The 16,287-nt window shown below is 73.6% G+C and carries 19 protein-coding genes; 8 read left to right on the plus strand and 11 right to left on the minus strand.

Features of this window, described 5'->3' with window-relative positions; all coding sequences use genetic code 11:
* Nucleotides 1–1,333, minus strand: a 1,333-nt coding sequence (gene yczR, locus VR44_RS13960; protein WP_045947799.1) for a MocR-like transcription factor YczR, incomplete at its 3' end; no start/stop codon positions are given.
* 149 nt (nucleotides 1,334–1,482) lie between these two features.
* On the opposite strand from yczR, the gene VR44_RS13965 reads away from it, so the two are divergent.
* From VR44_RS13965 to VR44_RS13975, 3 genes are all read left to right on the plus strand, one after another.
* Complete coding sequence (locus VR44_RS13965; protein WP_045947800.1) at nucleotides 1,483–2,253, plus strand: glycerophosphodiester phosphodiesterase family protein; 771 nt, start codon at nucleotides 1,483–1,485, stop codon at nucleotides 2,251–2,253.
* Nucleotides 2,254–2,320: 67 nt separating this feature from the next.
* Nucleotides 2,321–3,718, plus strand: coding sequence for an MFS transporter (locus tag VR44_RS13970; protein WP_045947801.1), 1,398 nt, complete (start codon nucleotides 2,321–2,323; stop codon nucleotides 3,716–3,718).
* Nucleotides 3,719–4,019: 301 nt separating this feature from the next.
* Entirely contained in the window at nucleotides 4,020–4,394 is a 375-nt protein-coding gene (locus tag VR44_RS13975) for an RNA polymerase-binding protein RbpA (RefSeq protein ID WP_007262928.1), read from the plus strand.
* Between the two features lie 77 nt (nucleotides 4,395–4,471).
* Here VR44_RS13975 and fxsA read toward each other — a convergent pair whose 3' ends face one another.
* The 4 genes from fxsA to VR44_RS13995 all read right to left on the minus strand — a co-directional run bounded on the left by fxsA (nucleotide 4,472) and on the right by VR44_RS13995 (nucleotide 8,434).
* Nucleotides 4,472–5,071 carry an FxsA family membrane protein gene (gene fxsA / locus VR44_RS13980; RefSeq protein WP_045947802.1) on the minus strand — a complete coding sequence of 200 codons (600 nt, stop codon included), beginning with the start codon at nucleotides 5,069–5,071 and terminating at the stop codon, nucleotides 4,472–4,474.
* Nucleotides 5,072–5,167: 96 nt separating this feature from the next.
* Nucleotides 5,168–5,938, minus strand: coding sequence for a polyprenol monophosphomannose synthase (locus VR44_RS13985; protein ID WP_045947803.1), 771 nt, complete (start codon nucleotides 5,936–5,938; stop codon nucleotides 5,168–5,170).
* A 327-nt stretch (nucleotides 5,939–6,265) separates the two neighbouring features.
* On the minus strand, nucleotides 6,266–7,858 hold the full coding sequence (locus VR44_RS13990) for an amidohydrolase (RefSeq protein WP_045947804.1): 1,593 nt from the start codon (nucleotides 7,856–7,858) through the stop codon (nucleotides 6,266–6,268).
* 270 nt (nucleotides 7,859–8,128) lie between these two features.
* Nucleotides 8,129–8,434: a protease inhibitor I9 family protein gene (locus VR44_RS13995; RefSeq protein WP_045947805.1), complete on the minus strand. Its 306-nt coding sequence runs from the start codon at nucleotides 8,432–8,434 to the stop codon at nucleotides 8,129–8,131.
* Between the two features lie 345 nt (nucleotides 8,435–8,779).
* On the opposite strand from VR44_RS13995, the gene VR44_RS14000 reads away from it, so the two are divergent.
* Nucleotides 8,780–9,961, plus strand: a complete 1,182-nt coding sequence (locus tag VR44_RS14000) for a S8 family peptidase (protein WP_045947806.1) — start codon at nucleotides 8,780–8,782, stop codon at nucleotides 9,959–9,961.
* Between the two features lie 4 nt (nucleotides 9,962–9,965).
* Here VR44_RS14000 and VR44_RS14005 read toward each other — a convergent pair whose 3' ends face one another.
* On the minus strand, nucleotides 9,966–10,220 hold the full coding sequence (locus VR44_RS14005; protein WP_045947807.1) for a DUF397 domain-containing protein: 255 nt from the start codon (nucleotides 10,218–10,220) through the stop codon (nucleotides 9,966–9,968).
* A gap of 4 nt (nucleotides 10,221–10,224) precedes the next feature.
* Nucleotides 10,225–11,037 carry a helix-turn-helix domain-containing protein gene (locus tag VR44_RS14010; RefSeq protein WP_045947808.1) on the minus strand — a complete coding sequence of 271 codons (813 nt, stop codon included), beginning with the start codon at nucleotides 11,035–11,037 and terminating at the stop codon, nucleotides 10,225–10,227.
* 114 nt (nucleotides 11,038–11,151) lie between these two features.
* On the opposite strand from VR44_RS14010, the gene VR44_RS14015 reads away from it, so the two are divergent.
* Nucleotides 11,152–11,370, plus strand: coding sequence for a hypothetical protein (locus VR44_RS14015; RefSeq protein WP_045947809.1), 219 nt, complete (start codon nucleotides 11,152–11,154; stop codon nucleotides 11,368–11,370).
* Entirely contained in the window at nucleotides 11,367–12,053 is a 687-nt protein-coding gene (locus VR44_RS14020; protein ID WP_245691793.1) for a hypothetical protein, read from the plus strand. Before VR44_RS14015 ends, VR44_RS14020 begins: the two co-directional genes overlap by 4 nt.
* A 29-nt stretch (nucleotides 12,054–12,082) precedes the next feature.
* On the opposite strand, the gene VR44_RS14025 is transcribed toward VR44_RS14020, so the two are convergent.
* The 4 genes from VR44_RS14025 to murQ form a co-directional block, all read right to left on the minus strand.
* Nucleotides 12,083–12,496, minus strand: a complete 414-nt coding sequence (locus VR44_RS14025; protein ID WP_045947810.1) for a hypothetical protein — start codon at nucleotides 12,494–12,496, stop codon at nucleotides 12,083–12,085.
* On the minus strand, nucleotides 12,493–12,765 hold the full coding sequence (locus VR44_RS14030) for a hypothetical protein (RefSeq protein ID WP_045947815.1): 273 nt from the start codon (nucleotides 12,763–12,765) through the stop codon (nucleotides 12,493–12,495). Before VR44_RS14030 ends, VR44_RS14025 begins: the two co-directional genes overlap by 4 nt.
* Before the next feature lie 154 nt (nucleotides 12,766–12,919).
* The gene (locus VR44_RS14035; RefSeq protein WP_045947811.1) at nucleotides 12,920–14,449 is read right to left on the minus strand and encodes a PTS transporter subunit EIIC; all 1,530 of its coding nucleotides are present in this window, start codon (nucleotides 14,447–14,449) and stop codon (nucleotides 12,920–12,922) included.
* 32 nt (nucleotides 14,450–14,481) lie between these two features.
* Nucleotides 14,482–15,414, minus strand: coding sequence for an N-acetylmuramic acid 6-phosphate etherase (gene murQ / locus VR44_RS14040; protein ID WP_045947812.1), 933 nt, complete (start codon nucleotides 15,412–15,414; stop codon nucleotides 14,482–14,484).
* A gap of 144 nt (nucleotides 15,415–15,558) precedes the next feature.
* Between murQ and VR44_RS14045 the strand changes: the two genes are divergently transcribed.
* Nucleotides 15,559–15,948 (plus strand): hypothetical protein, encoded by a 390-nt coding sequence (locus VR44_RS14045; protein WP_045947813.1) that lies wholly within the window; start codon nucleotides 15,559–15,561, stop codon nucleotides 15,946–15,948.
* Nucleotides 15,949–15,955: 7 nt separating this feature from the next.
* Nucleotides 15,956–16,231: a DUF4031 domain-containing protein gene (locus VR44_RS14050; protein WP_045947816.1), complete on the plus strand. Its 276-nt coding sequence runs from the start codon at nucleotides 15,956–15,958 to the stop codon at nucleotides 16,229–16,231.
* The last annotated feature ends 56 nt before the right edge of the window (nucleotides 16,232–16,287 follow it).

Genomic DNA, 16,287 nt, shown 5'->3' on the forward strand with positions numbered 1-16,287 from the left:
CCGAGGGGACGCGGACGCCGACCCGCTCGCCCACCTCCGCGAGCCGCGAGCCGGACAACCCGCCGGCCCGCGCCCACAGGGTGAGCCCGCCGCCCGGGACGTCGAACTCCCAGTCCGGCAGCTCCCGGCGCACCGCCGCGACCAGCGCGTCCCGGTTCTCCCGGGCCTGGGCGCGGCGCATCCCGACGGCTTCCGCCCAGCCCCCGGTCCGCATCAGCCAGTTCACCGCGAGCTGCTCCAGCACCGGGGTGCCGAGGTCGGCGTAGGCGCGGGCCGCGACCAGGCTGCGGATGACGTCGGGGGCCGCCCGGACCCAGCCGATCCGCATGCCCGCCCAGAAGGCCTTGCTGGCGGAGCCGACGGTGATCACCGTGGAGCCGGCCGGGTCGAAGGAGCAGACGGGGCGCGGCATGGCCGGCTCCGGGTCCAGCTGGAGCTCGGCCATGGTCTCGTCGGCGATCAGGACGGTGCCGGCGGAGCGGGCGGCCTCGACCATGGCCCGGCGCTGCTCCTCCGAGGCCAGGGCTCCGGTCGGGTTGTGGAAGTCGGCGACGACGTAGGCCAGGCGCGGGGCGGAGTCGCGCAGCACCTGCCGCCAGACGTCCATGTCCCAGCCGCTGAGCCCGGCGCCCATGGCGACGGGGACGAGGCGGGCTCCGGCGGCGCGCATCAGCTGGAGGATGTTGGCGTAGGAGGGGGATTCGACGGCGATCCGCTCGCCGCGGCCGGCGAAGAGGCTGCAGATGGCGTCGATGGCGCCCATGGCGCCGGTGGTGACCATGATCTGCTCGGGCATGGTCGGGATGCCGCGCTCGGTGTAGCGGTCGGCGAGCATCCGGCGCAGTGCGGGCAGGCCGGCCGGGTAGTCGCCGTGGGTGTGGGCGTACGGCGGGAGTTCCTCCAGGGCGCCCTGGACGGCCTTGGTGAGCCAGGGTTCGGGGGCCGGGAGGGCGGCGCAGCCCAGGTCGATCATGGAGCCGAGGGACTCGGGCGGCAGCGGTTCCAGGCCCCGGGCCGGGAGCGGGTTCCCGGCCGGTACGGAGGTCCAGCTGCCGGCGCCCCGGCGGGATTCGAGGAAGCCCTCGGTGCGCAGGGCCTCGTAGGCGGCCGCGACGGTGGTGCGGCTGAGGGAGAGGGCGACGGCGAGCTCGCGCTCGGCCGGCAGCCGGGCCGCGACGGGGACGCGGCCCTCCAGGACGAGCAGGCGGATGCCGTCGGCGAGGGTGCGGTAGGCGGGTGCCTTGCGGGCGCCGGGCGCCGGGGGGCGCTCCTGCTGGGAGGTGATCAGCCGGGCGAGCTGCGCGGTGCCGACCGCTGAGGTCCACTGAGCCATGGCGTCCGGTCCACCTTCGTCGGATTGGCCTCGGCCGGCGGGGGCCGGGGCCGGGATTGGATTGGTTCCGCGGCCCCCAGGGTGTCATGGTGCGGTCCACTCGGACCAGGTGGGGGCCGGGCGTCGGGCCGAGCGTGCATACTGCGCCCGTGACTGACGTACGCCGCCCCCATCCCTATCTGGACCACCCGGCCCCGATCCCCTTCGCCCACCGGGGCGGAGCCGCGGACGGGCTGGAGAACACGGCCGCCGCCTTCCGCCGGGCGGCCGGCGCGGGCTACCGGTACTTCGAGACCGATGTGCACGCGACGGCCGACGGGAAGCTGGTGGCCTTCCACGACGCCACCCTGGACCGGGTCACCGACGCGACGGGCCGGATCCGGGAGCTGTCGTGGAGCCGGGTGCGCGAGGCGCGGGTCGCGGGGAGCGAGCCGCTGGCGCTGTTCGAGGAGCTGCTGGAGGAATTCCCGGACGCCCGCTGGAACGTGGACGTGAAGGACGAGTCGGCCCTGCACCCGCTGGTGAACCTGATCGCGCGGGCCGGGGTCTGGGACCGGGTGTGCGTGGGCTCCTTCTCGGAGAGCCGGGTGGCCCGGGCGCAGAAGATCGCCGGGCCGCGGCTGGCGACCTCGTACGGGGTGCGGGGCGTGCTGGCGCTGCGGCTGCGCTCGTGGGCGATCCCGGCCGCGCTGCGGGCGGGCGCGGTGGCGGCCCAGGTGCCGGAGAGCCAGGGGGGCGTCCGGGTGGTCGATCGGCGCTTCGTACGGACCGCGCACGAGCGCGGACTCCAGGTGCACGTCTGGACCGTTAACGAAGCGGAACGCATGGAAGCTCTACTCGACCTGGGTGTCGATGGCATCATGACCGACCGGATCGACACTTTGCGCACGGTGCTGGACCGGCGCGGGGCCTGGGCCTGAAGGCCCTGAGGGCCGCCGCGTCCGGTGCGGCGGCCGGCGTCCTACGGGGAACGGCAAGGGGGCGCTCATGACCGAGCGTACGGAAAACGAAGCGGAATCCGGCGCGGGGGGCGGCGGAGCCGATGGCGCCGGAGCCGATGACGGCGGGGCCGCCGCGCGCCGGCGCGAACAGCACGGCTGGTACTTCTACGACTTCGCGTGCTCGGTGTACTCGACGAGCGTGCTCACGGTGTTCCTCGGGCCGTACCTGACGGCGGTGGCCAAGGCCGCGGCCGATGCCGAGGGCTACGTCCACCCGCTGGGCATACCGGTGCGGGCCGGGTCGTTCTTCGCGTACACGGTGTCGCTGTCGGTGATCCTGGCCGTGCTGGTCATGCCGCTGGCCGGCGCGGCGGCGGACCGGACGGGCCGCAAGAAGCCGCTGCTGGCGGCGGCCGCGTACACCGGGGCGGCGGCGACGACCGGAATGTTCTTCCTGGACGGGCACCGCTATCTTCTGGGCGGGTTCCTGCTGGTCGTCGCGAACGCCTCGCTGGCGGTCTCGATGGTGCTCTACAACGCCTTCCTGCCGCAGATCTCGACCCCGGACGAGCGGGACACGGTCTCCTCGCGGGGCTGGGCCTTCGGGTACACCTCGGGCGCGTTCGTGCTCGTGCTGAACCTGGTGCTCTTCCAGGGACACGACTCCTTCGGGCTCTCCGAGGGCGTGGCGGTGCGGATCTGCCTGGCCTCGGCGGGGCTGTGGTGGGGGGCCTTCGCGATCATCCCGCTACGCCGGCTGCGGGACCGGGCGGTGGTCCGGGAGGCGGGTGCGGCTCCGGCCGTGAGCGGCTGGCGGCAGCTGGTGGCCACGCTCAAGGACATGCGGCGCTATCCGCTGACCCTGTCGTTCCTGCTGGCGTACCTGGTCTACAACGACGGCGTCCAGACCGTGATCTCGCAGGCTTCGGTGTACGGCTCGGAGGAACTGCAGCTGGAGCAGTCCACGCTGATCGTGGCCGTGCTGCTGGTCCAGGTCCTGGCAGTGGTCGGGGCGCTGGCGATGGGCCGGCTGGCGGTCGCGTACGGGGCGAAGCGGACGATCCTCGGCTCGCTGGCCGCGTGGGGCCTGACGCTGGGGGCCGGGTACTTCCTCCCGGCGAGGACCCCGGTGTGGTTCTTCGCGCTGGCCGCGATGATCGGTCTGGTGCTCGGCGGCAGCCAGGCCCTGTCGCGCTCGCTGTTCTCGCACCTGGTCCCGGCGGGGAAGGAGGCCGAGTACTTCTCGGCGTACGAGATGAGCGACCGCGGGCTGAGCTGGGTGGGGCCGCTGGTGTTCGGGCTCACCTACCAGGTCACGGGCAGCTACCGGGACGCGATCATCTCGCTGGTGGTCTTCTTCGCACTGGGTTTCGCCCTGCTGGCGCGAGTGCCGGTGCGGCGCGCGGTGGAGGCGGCAGGCAATCCTGTTCCGGTGCGCGTCTGAGCCGGGATCCGTCCGGACTCGTGAACGAGTTCCGAACGGATTTCGACGTTATGGCAATCGGCCGGTAGTGTACGCCTTTGGCCTGCCAGGCGGACCGTTACTGCGCGTTCACGAAGTAGAGACGTTGGGTGACATCTGCTGCCAGATGTGACAAAACGGGCACTGGTGGGTACAACAAGGGGCGGCACGACGGGCGACGCATTGACCCGGAGCGGGAATCTATACCGCCGACCGGACGTTGACCGGATGACGACGACAGCGACACCTGTCCTGTGGGCGACAAGCCCGGGAGGCACGATTCATGAGTGAGCGAGCTCTCCGCGGTACGCGGCTCGTGGTTACCAGCTACGAGACGGACCGCGGCATCGATCTGGCCCCGCGCCAGGCGGTGGAGTACGCATGCCAGAACGGACATCGATTTGAGATGCCGTTCTCGGTTGAGGCAGAGATTCCGCCGGAGTGGGAGTGCAAGGCGTGCGGCGCCATGGCACTCCTGGTGGACGGGGACGGGCCCGAAGAGAAGAAGGGCAAGCCTGCGCGAACGCACTGGGACATGCTCATGGAGCGACGCACCCGCGAGGAGCTGGAGGAGGTGCTGGCCGAACGGCTGGCCGTCCTTCGTTCCGGCGCCATGAACATCGCCGTGCATCCGCGGGACAGCCGCAAGTCCGCCTGACCCGCGGGCGCTGAGCACGAAGCCGAGGGGCCCCGCCACTGATGTGGCGGGGCCCCTCGGCTTGCTCGTGGTGACGGTTACCGCGCCAGCGGCGGGCGGTAGCCGGTGTCGGGGCCGGGGTGTCCGGCCGGGGACCCGTCCTCGCGGATCACCTCGCCCTGGACCACCTTGCCGTCGGGGAAGTGGATACGGGCCTGCGTGTAGGCGTCGCCGAAGCCGCCCGGGGTGCCGGAGGCCATCTTCCGCTCCAGCGTGCTCCCGGCGCGGCGGGCGGCGAAGTCCCGGACCGGCGGCAGCAGCAGGAGCAGGCCGGCCAGGTCGGAGAGGAGTCCGGGCAGGATCAGCAGCAGCCCGGCGAGCATGGTCATGCCGTTGCCGGAGCCCTTGGCGGGCTGCGGGGCGGTGGGCACCCCGCCGGCCATCGCCTGTTCCTGTGCCTGCTGGAAGGTCCGCGTGAGGTTCTTGAAGGCCCGCCGCCCGGCGCGCTTGATGACCACCACGCCCAGCACCAGCCCGCCCGCGAGCAGCGCGGCCACGGTGAGCCCGCCGGCCGCGCCGGCGACCAGGCCGAGCAGCCAGATCTCCAGGATCAGCCAGCCGGCGACCGCCAGCGGGAGGAACGTACGGGCGCGCGAACGCTGCCGGGGGGATTTGGCCGTCGATGTGCCGCTACTCATACCATCCAGTGTGCCCGGGGCGGCGTAAAAGCGACCTCAGCCGGAGGTACCGGACACCCCCTAGGGGATCGTCAGGAGGGGCGCTCCCTTCCCCGGCTACCGCCGGGTGGTGCCCCCGGTGAGCTTCGCCAGGCGCTCCCCCAGGCCCCACTGGGTGACCCGCCAGAGGGCCTCGACCACGATGTCCTTGCTCATCTTGCTGTCGCCGAGCTCACGCTCCACGAAGGTGATGGGCACCTCCACCACGCGGAAGCCCTTGCGGACGGCCCGGCGGGCCAGGTCGACCTGGAAGCAGTAGCCGGCCGAGGCGACCTCGTCCAGGCCGAGCCCCTCCAGGGTCTCGCGGCGGAAGGCCCGGTAGCCGCCGGTGACGTCCCGGATCGGGACGTCCAGCATCAGGCGGGAGTAGGTGGAGCCGCCGCGGGAGAGGAACTCGCGGCTCTTGGGCCAGTTGACGACCCGGCCGCCCGGCACCCAGCGGGAGCCGAGGACCAGGTCCGCGCCGGCCAGCGCGGTGAGCAGGCGGGGCAGCTCCTCCGGCTGGTGCGAGCCGTCGGCGTCCATCTCGACCAGGACCCCGTAGCCGTGCTCCAGGCCCCAGGCGAAGCCCGCCAGGTAGGCGGCGCCGAGGCCTTCCTTGCCCTTGCGGTGCATGACGTGGACGTGGTCGTCCTCGGCGGCCAGCTCGTCGGCGAGCTTGCCGGTGCCGTCGGGGCTGTTGTCGTCCGCGACCAGTACGTGCGCCTCGGGGACCGCCGCACGGACCCGGCCCACGATCCGGCCGATGTTCTCCGCCTCGTTGTAGGTCGGAATGATCACCAGCGTGGTGCCGAGCGGCCCGAACGTCCGCTGTCCGCCGTTGCTCACCGGTTCCCCTTGCGTGTCTTTCGTGGAGTCGTCCCCGTGCGGGCCTTCCTCGTCCGGCCCGTCACAGCAGGATGATTTTAGAACAGCGATCGGGGCCCGGCGGTCCTTCGGGCCGGACCGGGACCCGCTGGCTGCGGGCCTCCCTGACCGTTGTCTACGGGACCGCCGGGCCCGATCCGGTACCACCACCGCCCCGGTGAAACCTTCCCTCGCTCCCGAGGCTCGGGTGCGCCGAGCGGACGGCTCCCTCCGGTCCGGCATCCTGCCGGTGGACCCGGGCGAACCTATCCGGGCCCGGGCGCCGGGACCGAGCCGATACCGGGTGGATCACCCCTGTGGCCGTACGAATACCTCCCGGCCGCCCACGACCGTCTTCAGGCACACGGGCAGCTCCCCGCCCGGGCTGAGGTCCGGCAGACCGGGCGTGCCGGAGCGCGGGTCGGTGGACCAGCGGGCCACCCGGTCGTCGGGCGCCTGGACCACCAGCTCGCCGGTCTGCCAGACGGCGTAGTCGGCGGGCGCGCCGGGCACCAGGATGCCCGCGTCGTCACGGCCGAGCGCCCGCCAGCCGCCCCGGGTGTGGGCGGCGAAGGCGGCCCGGACGGAGATCCGGTGCTCGGGGGTGCGGTGGAAGGCGGCGGCGCGGACGGTGCCCCAGGGGTCCAGGGGGGTCACCGGCGCGTCGGAGCCGAAGGCCAGCGGGACGCCGGCCTTCAGCATCGCCGCGTACGGGTTGAGGGTGCGGGCGCGCTCGGCGCCCAGCCGGTCGGCGTACATGCCGTCCTCGCCGCCCCAGGCGGCGTCGAAGGCCGGCTGCACGGAGGCGGTCAGGCCCAGCTCCGCGAAGGCGGCGATGGTCTGCGGGGTCATCATCTCGGCGTGCTCGACGCGGTGCCGGGCGGCGCGGACGCGGTCCAGGCCCACCTTCTCGGCGGCCGCGCGGACACCCTCGACCACGGCGGTGACGGCGGCGTCGCCGATGGCGTGGAACCCGGCCTGGAGGCCCTCCTCGGTGCAGGCGGCCACGTGCGCGGCGACGTCGGCGGCGTCCAGGTAGCCGGTGCCGGTGTGCGCGGCGTCGGCGTACGGGGCGTGCAGGCAGGCGGTGTGCGAGCCGAGGGCGCCGTCCACGAAGAGGTCGCCGGCGGCGCCGACCGCGCCGAGTTCGCGGGCCAGGACGAGGTCGCGGTCGGCCCAGTAGCCGTGGACGGCGGCCAGGGCCAGCAGGCCGGCGAAGTCCTCCGGGGAGGAGATCTCGGGGCCGCCGCACTCGTGCACGGAGCCGATGCCGAGGGAGGCGGCCCGGTCGAGGGCGGCCCGCTGGGCCTCGGCGCTCTGGGACGGGGTGAGGGCGTCCAGGGCGGCGCGGCGGACGGCGTGGTGGTCGTCCTTGGTGAGGGGCTCGTCGCCGCCGTGCGGGTGGACGTGCGGGACCAGGTCCAGGAGGGCGGTGGTGACGACCGCCGAGTGGACGTCGACGCGGCTCAGGTAGAGCGGGCGGCCGCCGGCCGCCTCGTCGAGCTCGGAACGGCGCGGGGCGCGGCGTTCGGGCCAGCGGGCGGCGTCCCAGCCGTGGCCGAGGAGCACCCGGTCGGCGGGGCGGCGCGCGGCGTACGCCCGGACGAGGTCCAGGGCCTCGGCGAGGGAGCGGGCGGCGCTGAGGTCGAGGCCGGTGAGGGCGAGGCCGGTGGAGGTGGCGTGGACGTGCGCGTCGGTGAAGGCGGGGGTGACGAGTGCCCCGCCGAGGTCGACGACCTCGTCCACGCCCGGCGCGAAGGCGTCGGCGGCGCCTTCGGAGCCGACCCAGGCGATGTGGCCGCGCTCGACGACCATCGCCGTCGCGAAGGGATCGGCGGGGCTGTGCACCTCGCCTCCGCGGAGGAGGACGGTGTGGGTGGGGGTGGCGGTGCGGTCGGTCATGGGGAACAGTCTCGCCCCTCGGGCGGGGGTGGTTCGCCGCGGGTGCGGGTGGTTCCGGCGTGCGGGTGGGGTGCCGCTGCGCGGAGCGGTCCCCTACCCGCCCTTCCACCGTTCCCCGGGGCTGTGCCCCGGACCCCTCCCTGGGGCTCCGCCCCAGACCCCGCGCCTCAATCGCCGGCGGGGCTGAAATTTCGCTGCGCGAATTCCAGCCCGCGAACGGGTGCAGGGCGGGGCGGGGGGACGGCTCCGGGCAGCGGCGCAGCCCCCCGGCTAGAACGGTCCCGCCGTGCCGTCGGTCTCCACCGCCAGGACCCCCGGCAGCGCGGCCACGTCCGCGACCTGTCGCGGGGTGAGGCGGGCCGCGAAGCCGTTCAGGGTGTGGTGGAAGTAGCGGTCCGGGTGGACGCCGCCGACCTGGGCCGCCACACCGGCCGGGTCGACGCCCGGCCGGACGGTGACGATGTACGAGGGCGGCGCGGGCTCGCCCACGGCGGCGGTGGACAGGGGCAGGACGGCGGCGACGGCCGCCAGGACGGCGGCGGCCAGGGGCAGGACTCGGCTCACACGGGTGCGCATGCGGTGAGGCCACCACGTGGGAAGGGGCCGGTCAACGACGTCGAGGGGTGTGGCGGGGGCACGGCGGGCGGCCCGGCCGTGCGCTCCCCGGTGTGGTGGCGGGCCGTACGGGTGGACTTGCCGGGACCGGCCCGGGCCCGGGGCTCGGGCTCCGGCCGCCGCCCTCGCCGGGGGAGAAACCTTTCCTCAGCGGCCCGGGCGCGGATCGGCCAGACAGGGGCACGGGGGTAAAGCCCGCGCGGGCCGTGACCCGATGGGAAGGAAGGCCGTCCCCGCTGTGGAACTCGTCGTCGCGGGGGCGGCCTGCCCATGCCGACGTTCCCGCCCCCCAGGGAGTCCCCCCTCATGCGCACGCTCGCCCGCCTGGCCGCCGCCGCCCTCCTCACCGCCACCCCCGTCACGGCCGGAACGGCCTCCGCCGCAGGCCCCGAACCCACCCCGGCGCCCCTGCACACCGCCGTGAACGCCGTGCCCGGCCAGTACATCGTCACCCTGCAGAAGGGGGTGGACGCGGCGAAGACGGCCCAGAAGCTGGGCCTGAAGCCGGCCTTCGTCTACACCTCCGCCATGAACGGCTTCGCCGTCCCGCTGACCCCGCTCCAGCTGACGATCGTCCGCAACAGCCTGGGTGTGAAGGCGGTCGAGGAGGACGCACGGGTCCAGTCCGTTCCGACGCCGTCCTCCCGGGCGGGCGTGCGCGCCCCGGCCGCCTCCTGGGGGCTGGACCGGATCGACCAGCGGAGCCTGCCGCTCAACGACGAGTTCATCACCCACGGCAACGGCGCCGGGGTGACCGCGTACATCCTGGACACCGGCATCGACTACGCGCACTCCGAGTTCGGCGGCCGCGCCACCTTCGGCTTCGACGCGATGGGCGACGGCCAGGGCGGCCAGGACTGCAACGGCCACGGCACGCACGTCGCGGGCACGGTGGCGGGCTCGACGTACGGGGTGGCGCGCAAGGCGAACCTGGTCAGCGTCCGGGTCCTGGGCTGCGACGCGAAGGGCTCGTGGTCGGGCATCATCGCGGGCATGGACTGGGTGGCCAAGAACGCCACCCAGCCGGCCGTACTGAACGCCTCCCTGGGCGGGGACCGGTCGCAGGCCGTCAACGATGCCGCCACCGCCCTGTCCGACGCGGGCGTCCTGCCGGTCGTCGCGGCGGGCAACTCCGCGAAGGACGCCTGTACCGTCTCGCCGGCCTCCGCGGCGCGCGTGGTGACGGTCGGCGCGACCGACTGGTTCGACCAGGAGGCCAGCTTCTCCAACTACGGCTCGTGCCTCAGCCTCTACGCCCCCGGCCGGGACATCCTCTCGGCGAAGCTCGGCGGCGGCAGCGTGGCCCTGAACGGTACGTCCATGGCCTCGCCGCACGTCGCCGGTGTCGCCGCGCTCTACAAGGCGGCCCACCCGAAGGCGGACCCGGCGGAGCTCAAGCAGTTCCTGGACCACACGTCCACCAAGGACGTCATCACCAACATCGGTGAGGGCAGCCCGAACAAGCTGCTCTTCACCGGCGCTCAGTAACGGCTCAGAGCGTACGGACGAACTCGGCCCAGGCCCGCGCGCGGAACACCACGTGCGGGCCTTCGGGCTGCTTGGAGTCCCGGACGGGGACGAGGTCGGGGTGGGCGTCGCAGACCTCTACGCAGTCACCGCCATCGCCTGCGCTGTAGCTGGACTTGCGCCAGGTGGCCATCTCCAGGCAGTTGCCACCGTCGCCGCCGCTGTAGCTGGACTTGTGCCAAGTGGCCGCTGACATGTCGTACTCAGGCCTACTGGTCATGTGCCTATTCCTTCGCCGCTGACTCGATCAGGGCCAGTGAGGCGTTGGGTGACAGCGCACTGGCCGTGAGGAGATCGTAGGTCAGGGTGTGTTGGGTGACTGTGGCTGGATCATCCGACAGCTGGCCGGTTCCCAAGCCTGTGACATAGGCGAGTGGAGGCGCGTCCTCGAAGGACATCAGCTTGAGAGGGCCAGCCAGGGAGGCGTGGGCTCCCGCGCTGAACGGGATCACCTGCACGATGATCCGGCGCGCCCGGATGAGGCCCACGATGTGCTGAAGGGCCTCGGCCATTACGGCCCGGCTGCCAACGACGCGCTGGATTACCGCCTCGTCGAGTACGCACCAGAACAAGGGCGTTGTTGGATCAGCAAGGAGCTTGGCGCGGTCCAGGCGAGCCTCGGTCAGGTCGTCGATGACGGACCCAGGTGCGAGCGGTTGGTACGCGTGGAAGATCTCCCGCGCGTACGCCTCCGTCTGGAGCAGCCCCGGAATGACCAGCGGTGCGTACTCCCGGATGGTCAGTGCCTCGGCCTCCGCCTCAGCCGCTTCCACGAAGTGCTCGGGGTACTTGGACTTCCCCTGCTTCCCGCAGTTGCGGGTGAAGAACCCGTCCGTGCCCAGCACCTGGTCTATGGCCGTGGCGAGTTCGAGGGTGATGCGGCGCGTGCCGTTCTCCATCTGGCCGATGTACGAGCCGCTCACGAAGAGCTTCTCGCCCAGCGCGGCCTGGCTCATGTCGCGGCGTTCGCGCGCCACGCGGAGTTCGGCGCCCAGGAGGGCGCGGGGTGAGGAGGGGTCGAGGGGCTTTGCTGGCATGGCAACTCCTGCTCCAACAGCTGCGGTTGCTGCGGTTGACCTCTTGAAGGCTATCGAGCCCGCCACCACTCTGTGTAGAGGAGTTGAATACTCAGAGTAGAAAGGTGACATGTCATGGTGCTCACGCCACAGGAGCGGATGCGGGCGGCCGAGGAGGCCGTGCGGCAGCTGAGGGAGTCCCTGGAGGGGGTCGGGGTCACCTTCCCCTCCCTCGACGTGGACGGGGTCTCCGCCGCCAGTACCTACGGGCTGCCCCTCGTGGACCTCGGCCGCTGCAACCTGGACACCGCCCTGCGGCTGGCCGCCGTGCTGCACGAGCGGGCCGGGGCGTGAGCGAGTCGGTCGGGGCGGCGGAGTTCGCCTTCGAGCTGGGGTGGCGGCTGCGCGGGCTGGAGGCGGCTCTCGGTGGCGGCGGGTGGCGGCGTACGGGGGCGGGGCTGTCCGTACGGGTGGGGCGGGACGACGGCGGAGGGACGTGGACGGCGGTCGGGGACGACGGGCGGCGGCGGGTGTCGCGGACGGCCGGGTCGGCGGACGAGGCGACGGCGCAGGTGCAGGAGGCGTTCGGGGTGGAGGGCTGGCGGCCGCAGCCGCCCCCGCCGCCGGGGTGGCACCGGTTCACGCTGCTGCACCGGCCCGCCGGGGAGTGTCCGCCGTACGAGGACCCGCGCTACGACCGGCTCAGGGCGGAGCCGCCGCAGGGGTGCGTGGCGGAGGAGGTCGGCGGGTGCTTCGGGCTGCGCTGCGAGCGGCCGGGGGCGCGGCTGCTGGACGCGGTGGCGGCGACGTGCGCGGAGGTCCGGGAGGGGTACGGGCTGCTGATGTTCGACCTGGGTGTGGAGAAGGTGCAGGAGTGGGCCGCCGACGGGCCGGACGGGTGGGGTGCGGAGATCGTCGGTCAGCTGCTGCTGATGGCGGCCGAGCGGGGACCGCGGCTGGGGTACGGGGTGGAGGACCTGGCGGGGTTCCTGTGCAGGGCTGCCGGTGGGGCTGTGCCCGGTGACCGGGTGCGGTAGCGGCAGCCGCCGGAGCGGCTGCCGCGCTGTCAGACCTTGACCGCGGTGAGGCGCTTGCCGCAGAGGGCGATCAGGTCCGAGGGGTCGGAGGTGAGGACGGTGACGGGGCCGGGCGCCGCGAGCGCGGTGGCGGCGAGCATGGCGTCGATCGCGTACTTGTGCCCGTGGAGTCCTGCGTCGCGGAGCAGGTCGCCGGCTCGGTGCGCGATCGCCTGCGTGACCGGTTGGACCACCACGCGCGAGAGTGTCCACTTGAGGGCGGGCATGTTGATCTCGGGGTGAACGACTTCGACGAGTGTGGCTGAGCTGGTGATGACCTGCATGTCGTCGGCGCTGGCGAGAGCCAGCCAGCGGGTGACGGTGCGGTCCCGCAGCACGGCCTTGGCGAGTCCTTCGCAGTCGAGCACGAGGGTGCCGGCCGGAGTTGCCGGTCGTGGAGTCATGCGGCACCCCTGTGCTGCTCTGGTTCGGCGGACTGCTCTGCGCGGGCGCGCCGGAGGATCTCGCGGGTGGCCTGGATCTCCTCTTCGGTGATCGGGCCGTGCTCGGCCTCGGCCACGGCGATGAGCTCGTTGAGGTTGTCCCGCTCGATCTGGCGGGCCACGGCGGCGGTGACGTAGGCGGAGAGGCCCGAGGGGCCGCTGCGGGCGCGAGCGGCCTCTGCGACGTCGCGGGGCATCGAGATGGAGTACTTCTGGGTGGGCTCGCTCATGCCACCCATGCTACTTCCGATGCCACCGCCGGCCCCGTCGAAGCGGGAGAAGGCCGGAGGAGGACATGCGCATAGGTCTATGGCATATGCGCGACCGTCTCGGCGGGTTCACGGGCGCGTTGGCCCGAAGGTGTGATGGCGATGTGCGGCCCGGTCAGGCCAGGGCCGGTGCCTCCGTCGGCTGGTCCGGGGTGGTGGGTGGGGTCGCGGGGGCCGGGGCGGCGTTCAGTTCGGTCAGCATCCGACGCGTGAAGCCGAAGAAGTACGTGGCCGCGAAGCCCGTCAGGTAGCCGACGGCCAGGCCGCCCGCGTAGACGGCGACCGTCGCGGCCATCCCCGACGTGCCCTTCAGCAGGGGGAACAGGGCCCAGCCCGAAGGGCCGATGGCGGTGGAGCCGAAGGCGACGCCCAGCTGGTTGAACAGGCCGACGAAGGCCCCGCCCGCCGCACCGCCGACGCAGGCGGTGACGAACGGGCGGCCCAGCGGCAGCGACACCCCGTAGATCAGCGGCTCCCCGACGCCCAGGAGGCCGGCCGGGAGCGCGGAGCGGATCGTCGCGCGCAGGGACGGGTTGTGCGGGAGGCGGCAGTAGACGGCCAGGGCCGCGCCGACCTGGCCCGCGCCCGCCATCGCGAGGATGGGGAGGAGGACGGTGTAGCCGGACTGCTGGATGAGGGTGGTGTGGATGGGGATCAGGGCCTGGTGCAGGCCCAGCATCACCAGGGGGAGGAACAGCCCGCCCAGGACCAGCCCGGCGACGGCACCGCCGGTGGCGAGGAGCCGGTCGGCGAAGGTGCCGATGCCGGTGGAGAGGGCGCCCGCGACGGTCATCAGGCCGTAGAGGGTGACCAGGCCGGGGACGAGCACGGTGAGGGTGGGGGTGAGCAGCACGTCCAGGGCCTGCGGGACCCGGCGGCGGCACCACCGCTCCACGCGGACCGCGAGGAGGGCGGCGGCGAGGGCGCCGAGGACCCCGCCCTGGCCGGGGGAGAGGTGCTGCCCGAAGGCCTCGACCTTCGCGACCCCGGGGAAGACGACGACGGCGGCCACGGCCCCGCCGAGGACGGGTGTGCCGCCGAACTCCTTGGCGGTGTTGTGGCCGACGAACACGGCGATCAGGGACATGAACCCGGAGCCGATCGCCGCCAGCGCGGGCACCAGGGCGGGGACCCAGCCGAGGTTGGCGAGCAGCCCGCCCAGGCCCGCGATGATGCCGCAGCCGATGAGGGCGGGGATCAGGGGGACGAAGACGTTGGCGATCCGGCGCAGGAACAGCTTGAACGGGGTCGCGTTGCGGGCCTTGCGGGCCTGCCTGAGGGCCGCGCCCCGGGCGGCGAGCTCGTCGGCGGTGACGCCGGGCGGCTCGGCGGACGCCGCCGTGCGCCCCTCGGCCGGGGCGGGGTCCGTGGGCGGCGCCGTACGCCCCTCCGTGACCAGGGCCTCGAAGGCGGGGGTGACGCGGGCGACGGCTCCCGGGCCCAGCACGATCTGGCAGGTGGCGTCGTCCTCCACCACGCCGAGGACGCCGGGGACGGCCCGCAGGGCGGCCTCGTCGACGAGGGAGCGGTCGTGCAGGCCGAGGCGCAGGCGGGTCATGCAGTGCGCGACGGATCCGATGTTGTCCGGGCCGCCGACCAGCGGGAGGATCGCGGCGGCGGTGGCGCGGTGCTTGTCAGGGGTCATGCGGTCGCCTTGCTGTGGGGGAACCGGAGGGGTCAGCGGGCGGCGGCGAGCGCCTCGCGGAGGTGGCCGTGCGCGGCGGTGAGCAGGGCGGCGGCGGTGGGGCCGTCCACCCCGGCGAGGAGGACCAGGATCGCGTTCTTGACCTCGCCGCCGGTGGCGGTGAGCGCGGCTTCGATCTCCGCGTCGGGTGCGCCCGTGGCGAGGGCGACGATGCGGCGCGAGCGGGCGCGGAGCTTGTCGTTGGTGGCGCGGACGTCGACCATCAGGTTCCCGTACGTCTTGCCGAGGCGGATCATCGTCACCGTCGAGATCAGGTTCAGTACGAGCTTCTGCGCGGTGCCGGCCTTGAGGCGGGTGGAACCGGTGAGCAGCTCGGGGCCGACGACCACCTCGATGCCGTGTTCGGCGGCCGCGGCGAGGGCGGATCCGGCGTTGCAGGACAGTCCGACGGTGAGCGCGCCGCGGGTGCGGGCGAAGGTGACGGCGCCGATCGCGTACGGGGTGCGGCCGGAGGCGGAGACGCCGACGACGGTGTCGGCGGCGGTCAGGGCGAGGGCGGTGAGGTCGGCGGCGGCCAGTTCCGGTGAGTCCTCGGCGCCCTCGACGGCCGCGGCCATGGCGCCGGGGCCGCCCGCGATCAGGCCGACGACCTGGGCGGGGTCGGTGTTGAAGGTGGGCGGGCATTCGCTGGCGTCGAGGACACCGAGCCGGCCGGCGGTGCCGGCGCCCGCGTAGACGAGCCGGCCGCCGCGGGCCATCCGTTCCGCGATGGCGTCGACGGCGGCGGCGATGGGCTCCAGTTGCGCGGCGACGGCGGCCGGGACGGTGGCGTCCTCGGCGTTCATCAGCCGGGCGATCTCCAGGGTCGGGAGCCGGTCGATCTCCGCCAGGTCGGGGCGGAAGGCCTCGGTGGTGAGGGCGTCGAGCTGGGCGCGGAGGTCGGCGTACGCGGTCTCGGGCGTCATGGCGGGCTCCTGCGGGCGCTCTGCGGGCCGGGGGCTTTCCGGTGGGAGCCATGGTGGCACCGGCAGGCCCGGGGGGCGGTGCGCCGGGCCGGGTGGGGAGGCGGGCCCTCCCCTTTTGCGGGGGCGAGGGGTCAGAATGAGCCCATGGACCACGCGACCCCACTGGAACAGGCGCTTCATGTCGCCCGTGCTCTGGTTCTCGCCGATCTCGCCGCCGGTGAGGTCGCCGATGCCGATGTCGTCTCCCTCGTCGAGGACTCGGTCACGCACCGCCGGTGGTGGGTGGAGCAGTGGCCGGAGGGGGTCGACTACCTCGCAGGACTCGTCGCACAGGACGTGAAGGACGCCCTGCTGGAGAAGTACGGGCGCTGGCCGCTGTGCCCGGTGTGCGAGCACGGGGAGCCGCACGCGCTGGACGTGGAGCCGGAGCTGGGCCGCGACCCGCACTGGGTGTGCTCGGAGGCCGGGGTGAAGGTGGCGGCGGTGGGCGGTCTCGGGCCCGTCTTCCACCCGGGGGGCGGTGGCGGCCGGTGAGGCGCCGGTGACCGTTTACATCGACCCGCCGGTCTGGCCGGGGCACGGCCGGATGTGGTCGCACATGGTCAGCGACGTCTCGTACGAGGAGCTGCACGCTTTCGCGGCGGGCATCGGCTGCCCGCCGCGGGCCTTCGAGCGGGACCACTACGACGTGCCGTCGCATCGGTACGCGGATGCGGTGGGGGCGGGGGCGGTGGAGATCGGCAGCAAGGAGCTGGTGCGGCGCCTCACGCAGGCGGGCCTGCGCCGCCCGAAGGGCCGCCCGGCCCCGCCGGCCTAGGCCGGCCTCTCGGGTGCCGCTGCGCGGTGCTTCTCCCCGCCCCGCCCTTCCTCCGT

The organism is Streptomyces katrae (assembly GCF_000966975.1).
GTDB lineage: Bacteria > Actinomycetota > Actinomycetes > Streptomycetales > Streptomycetaceae > Streptomyces > Streptomyces katrae.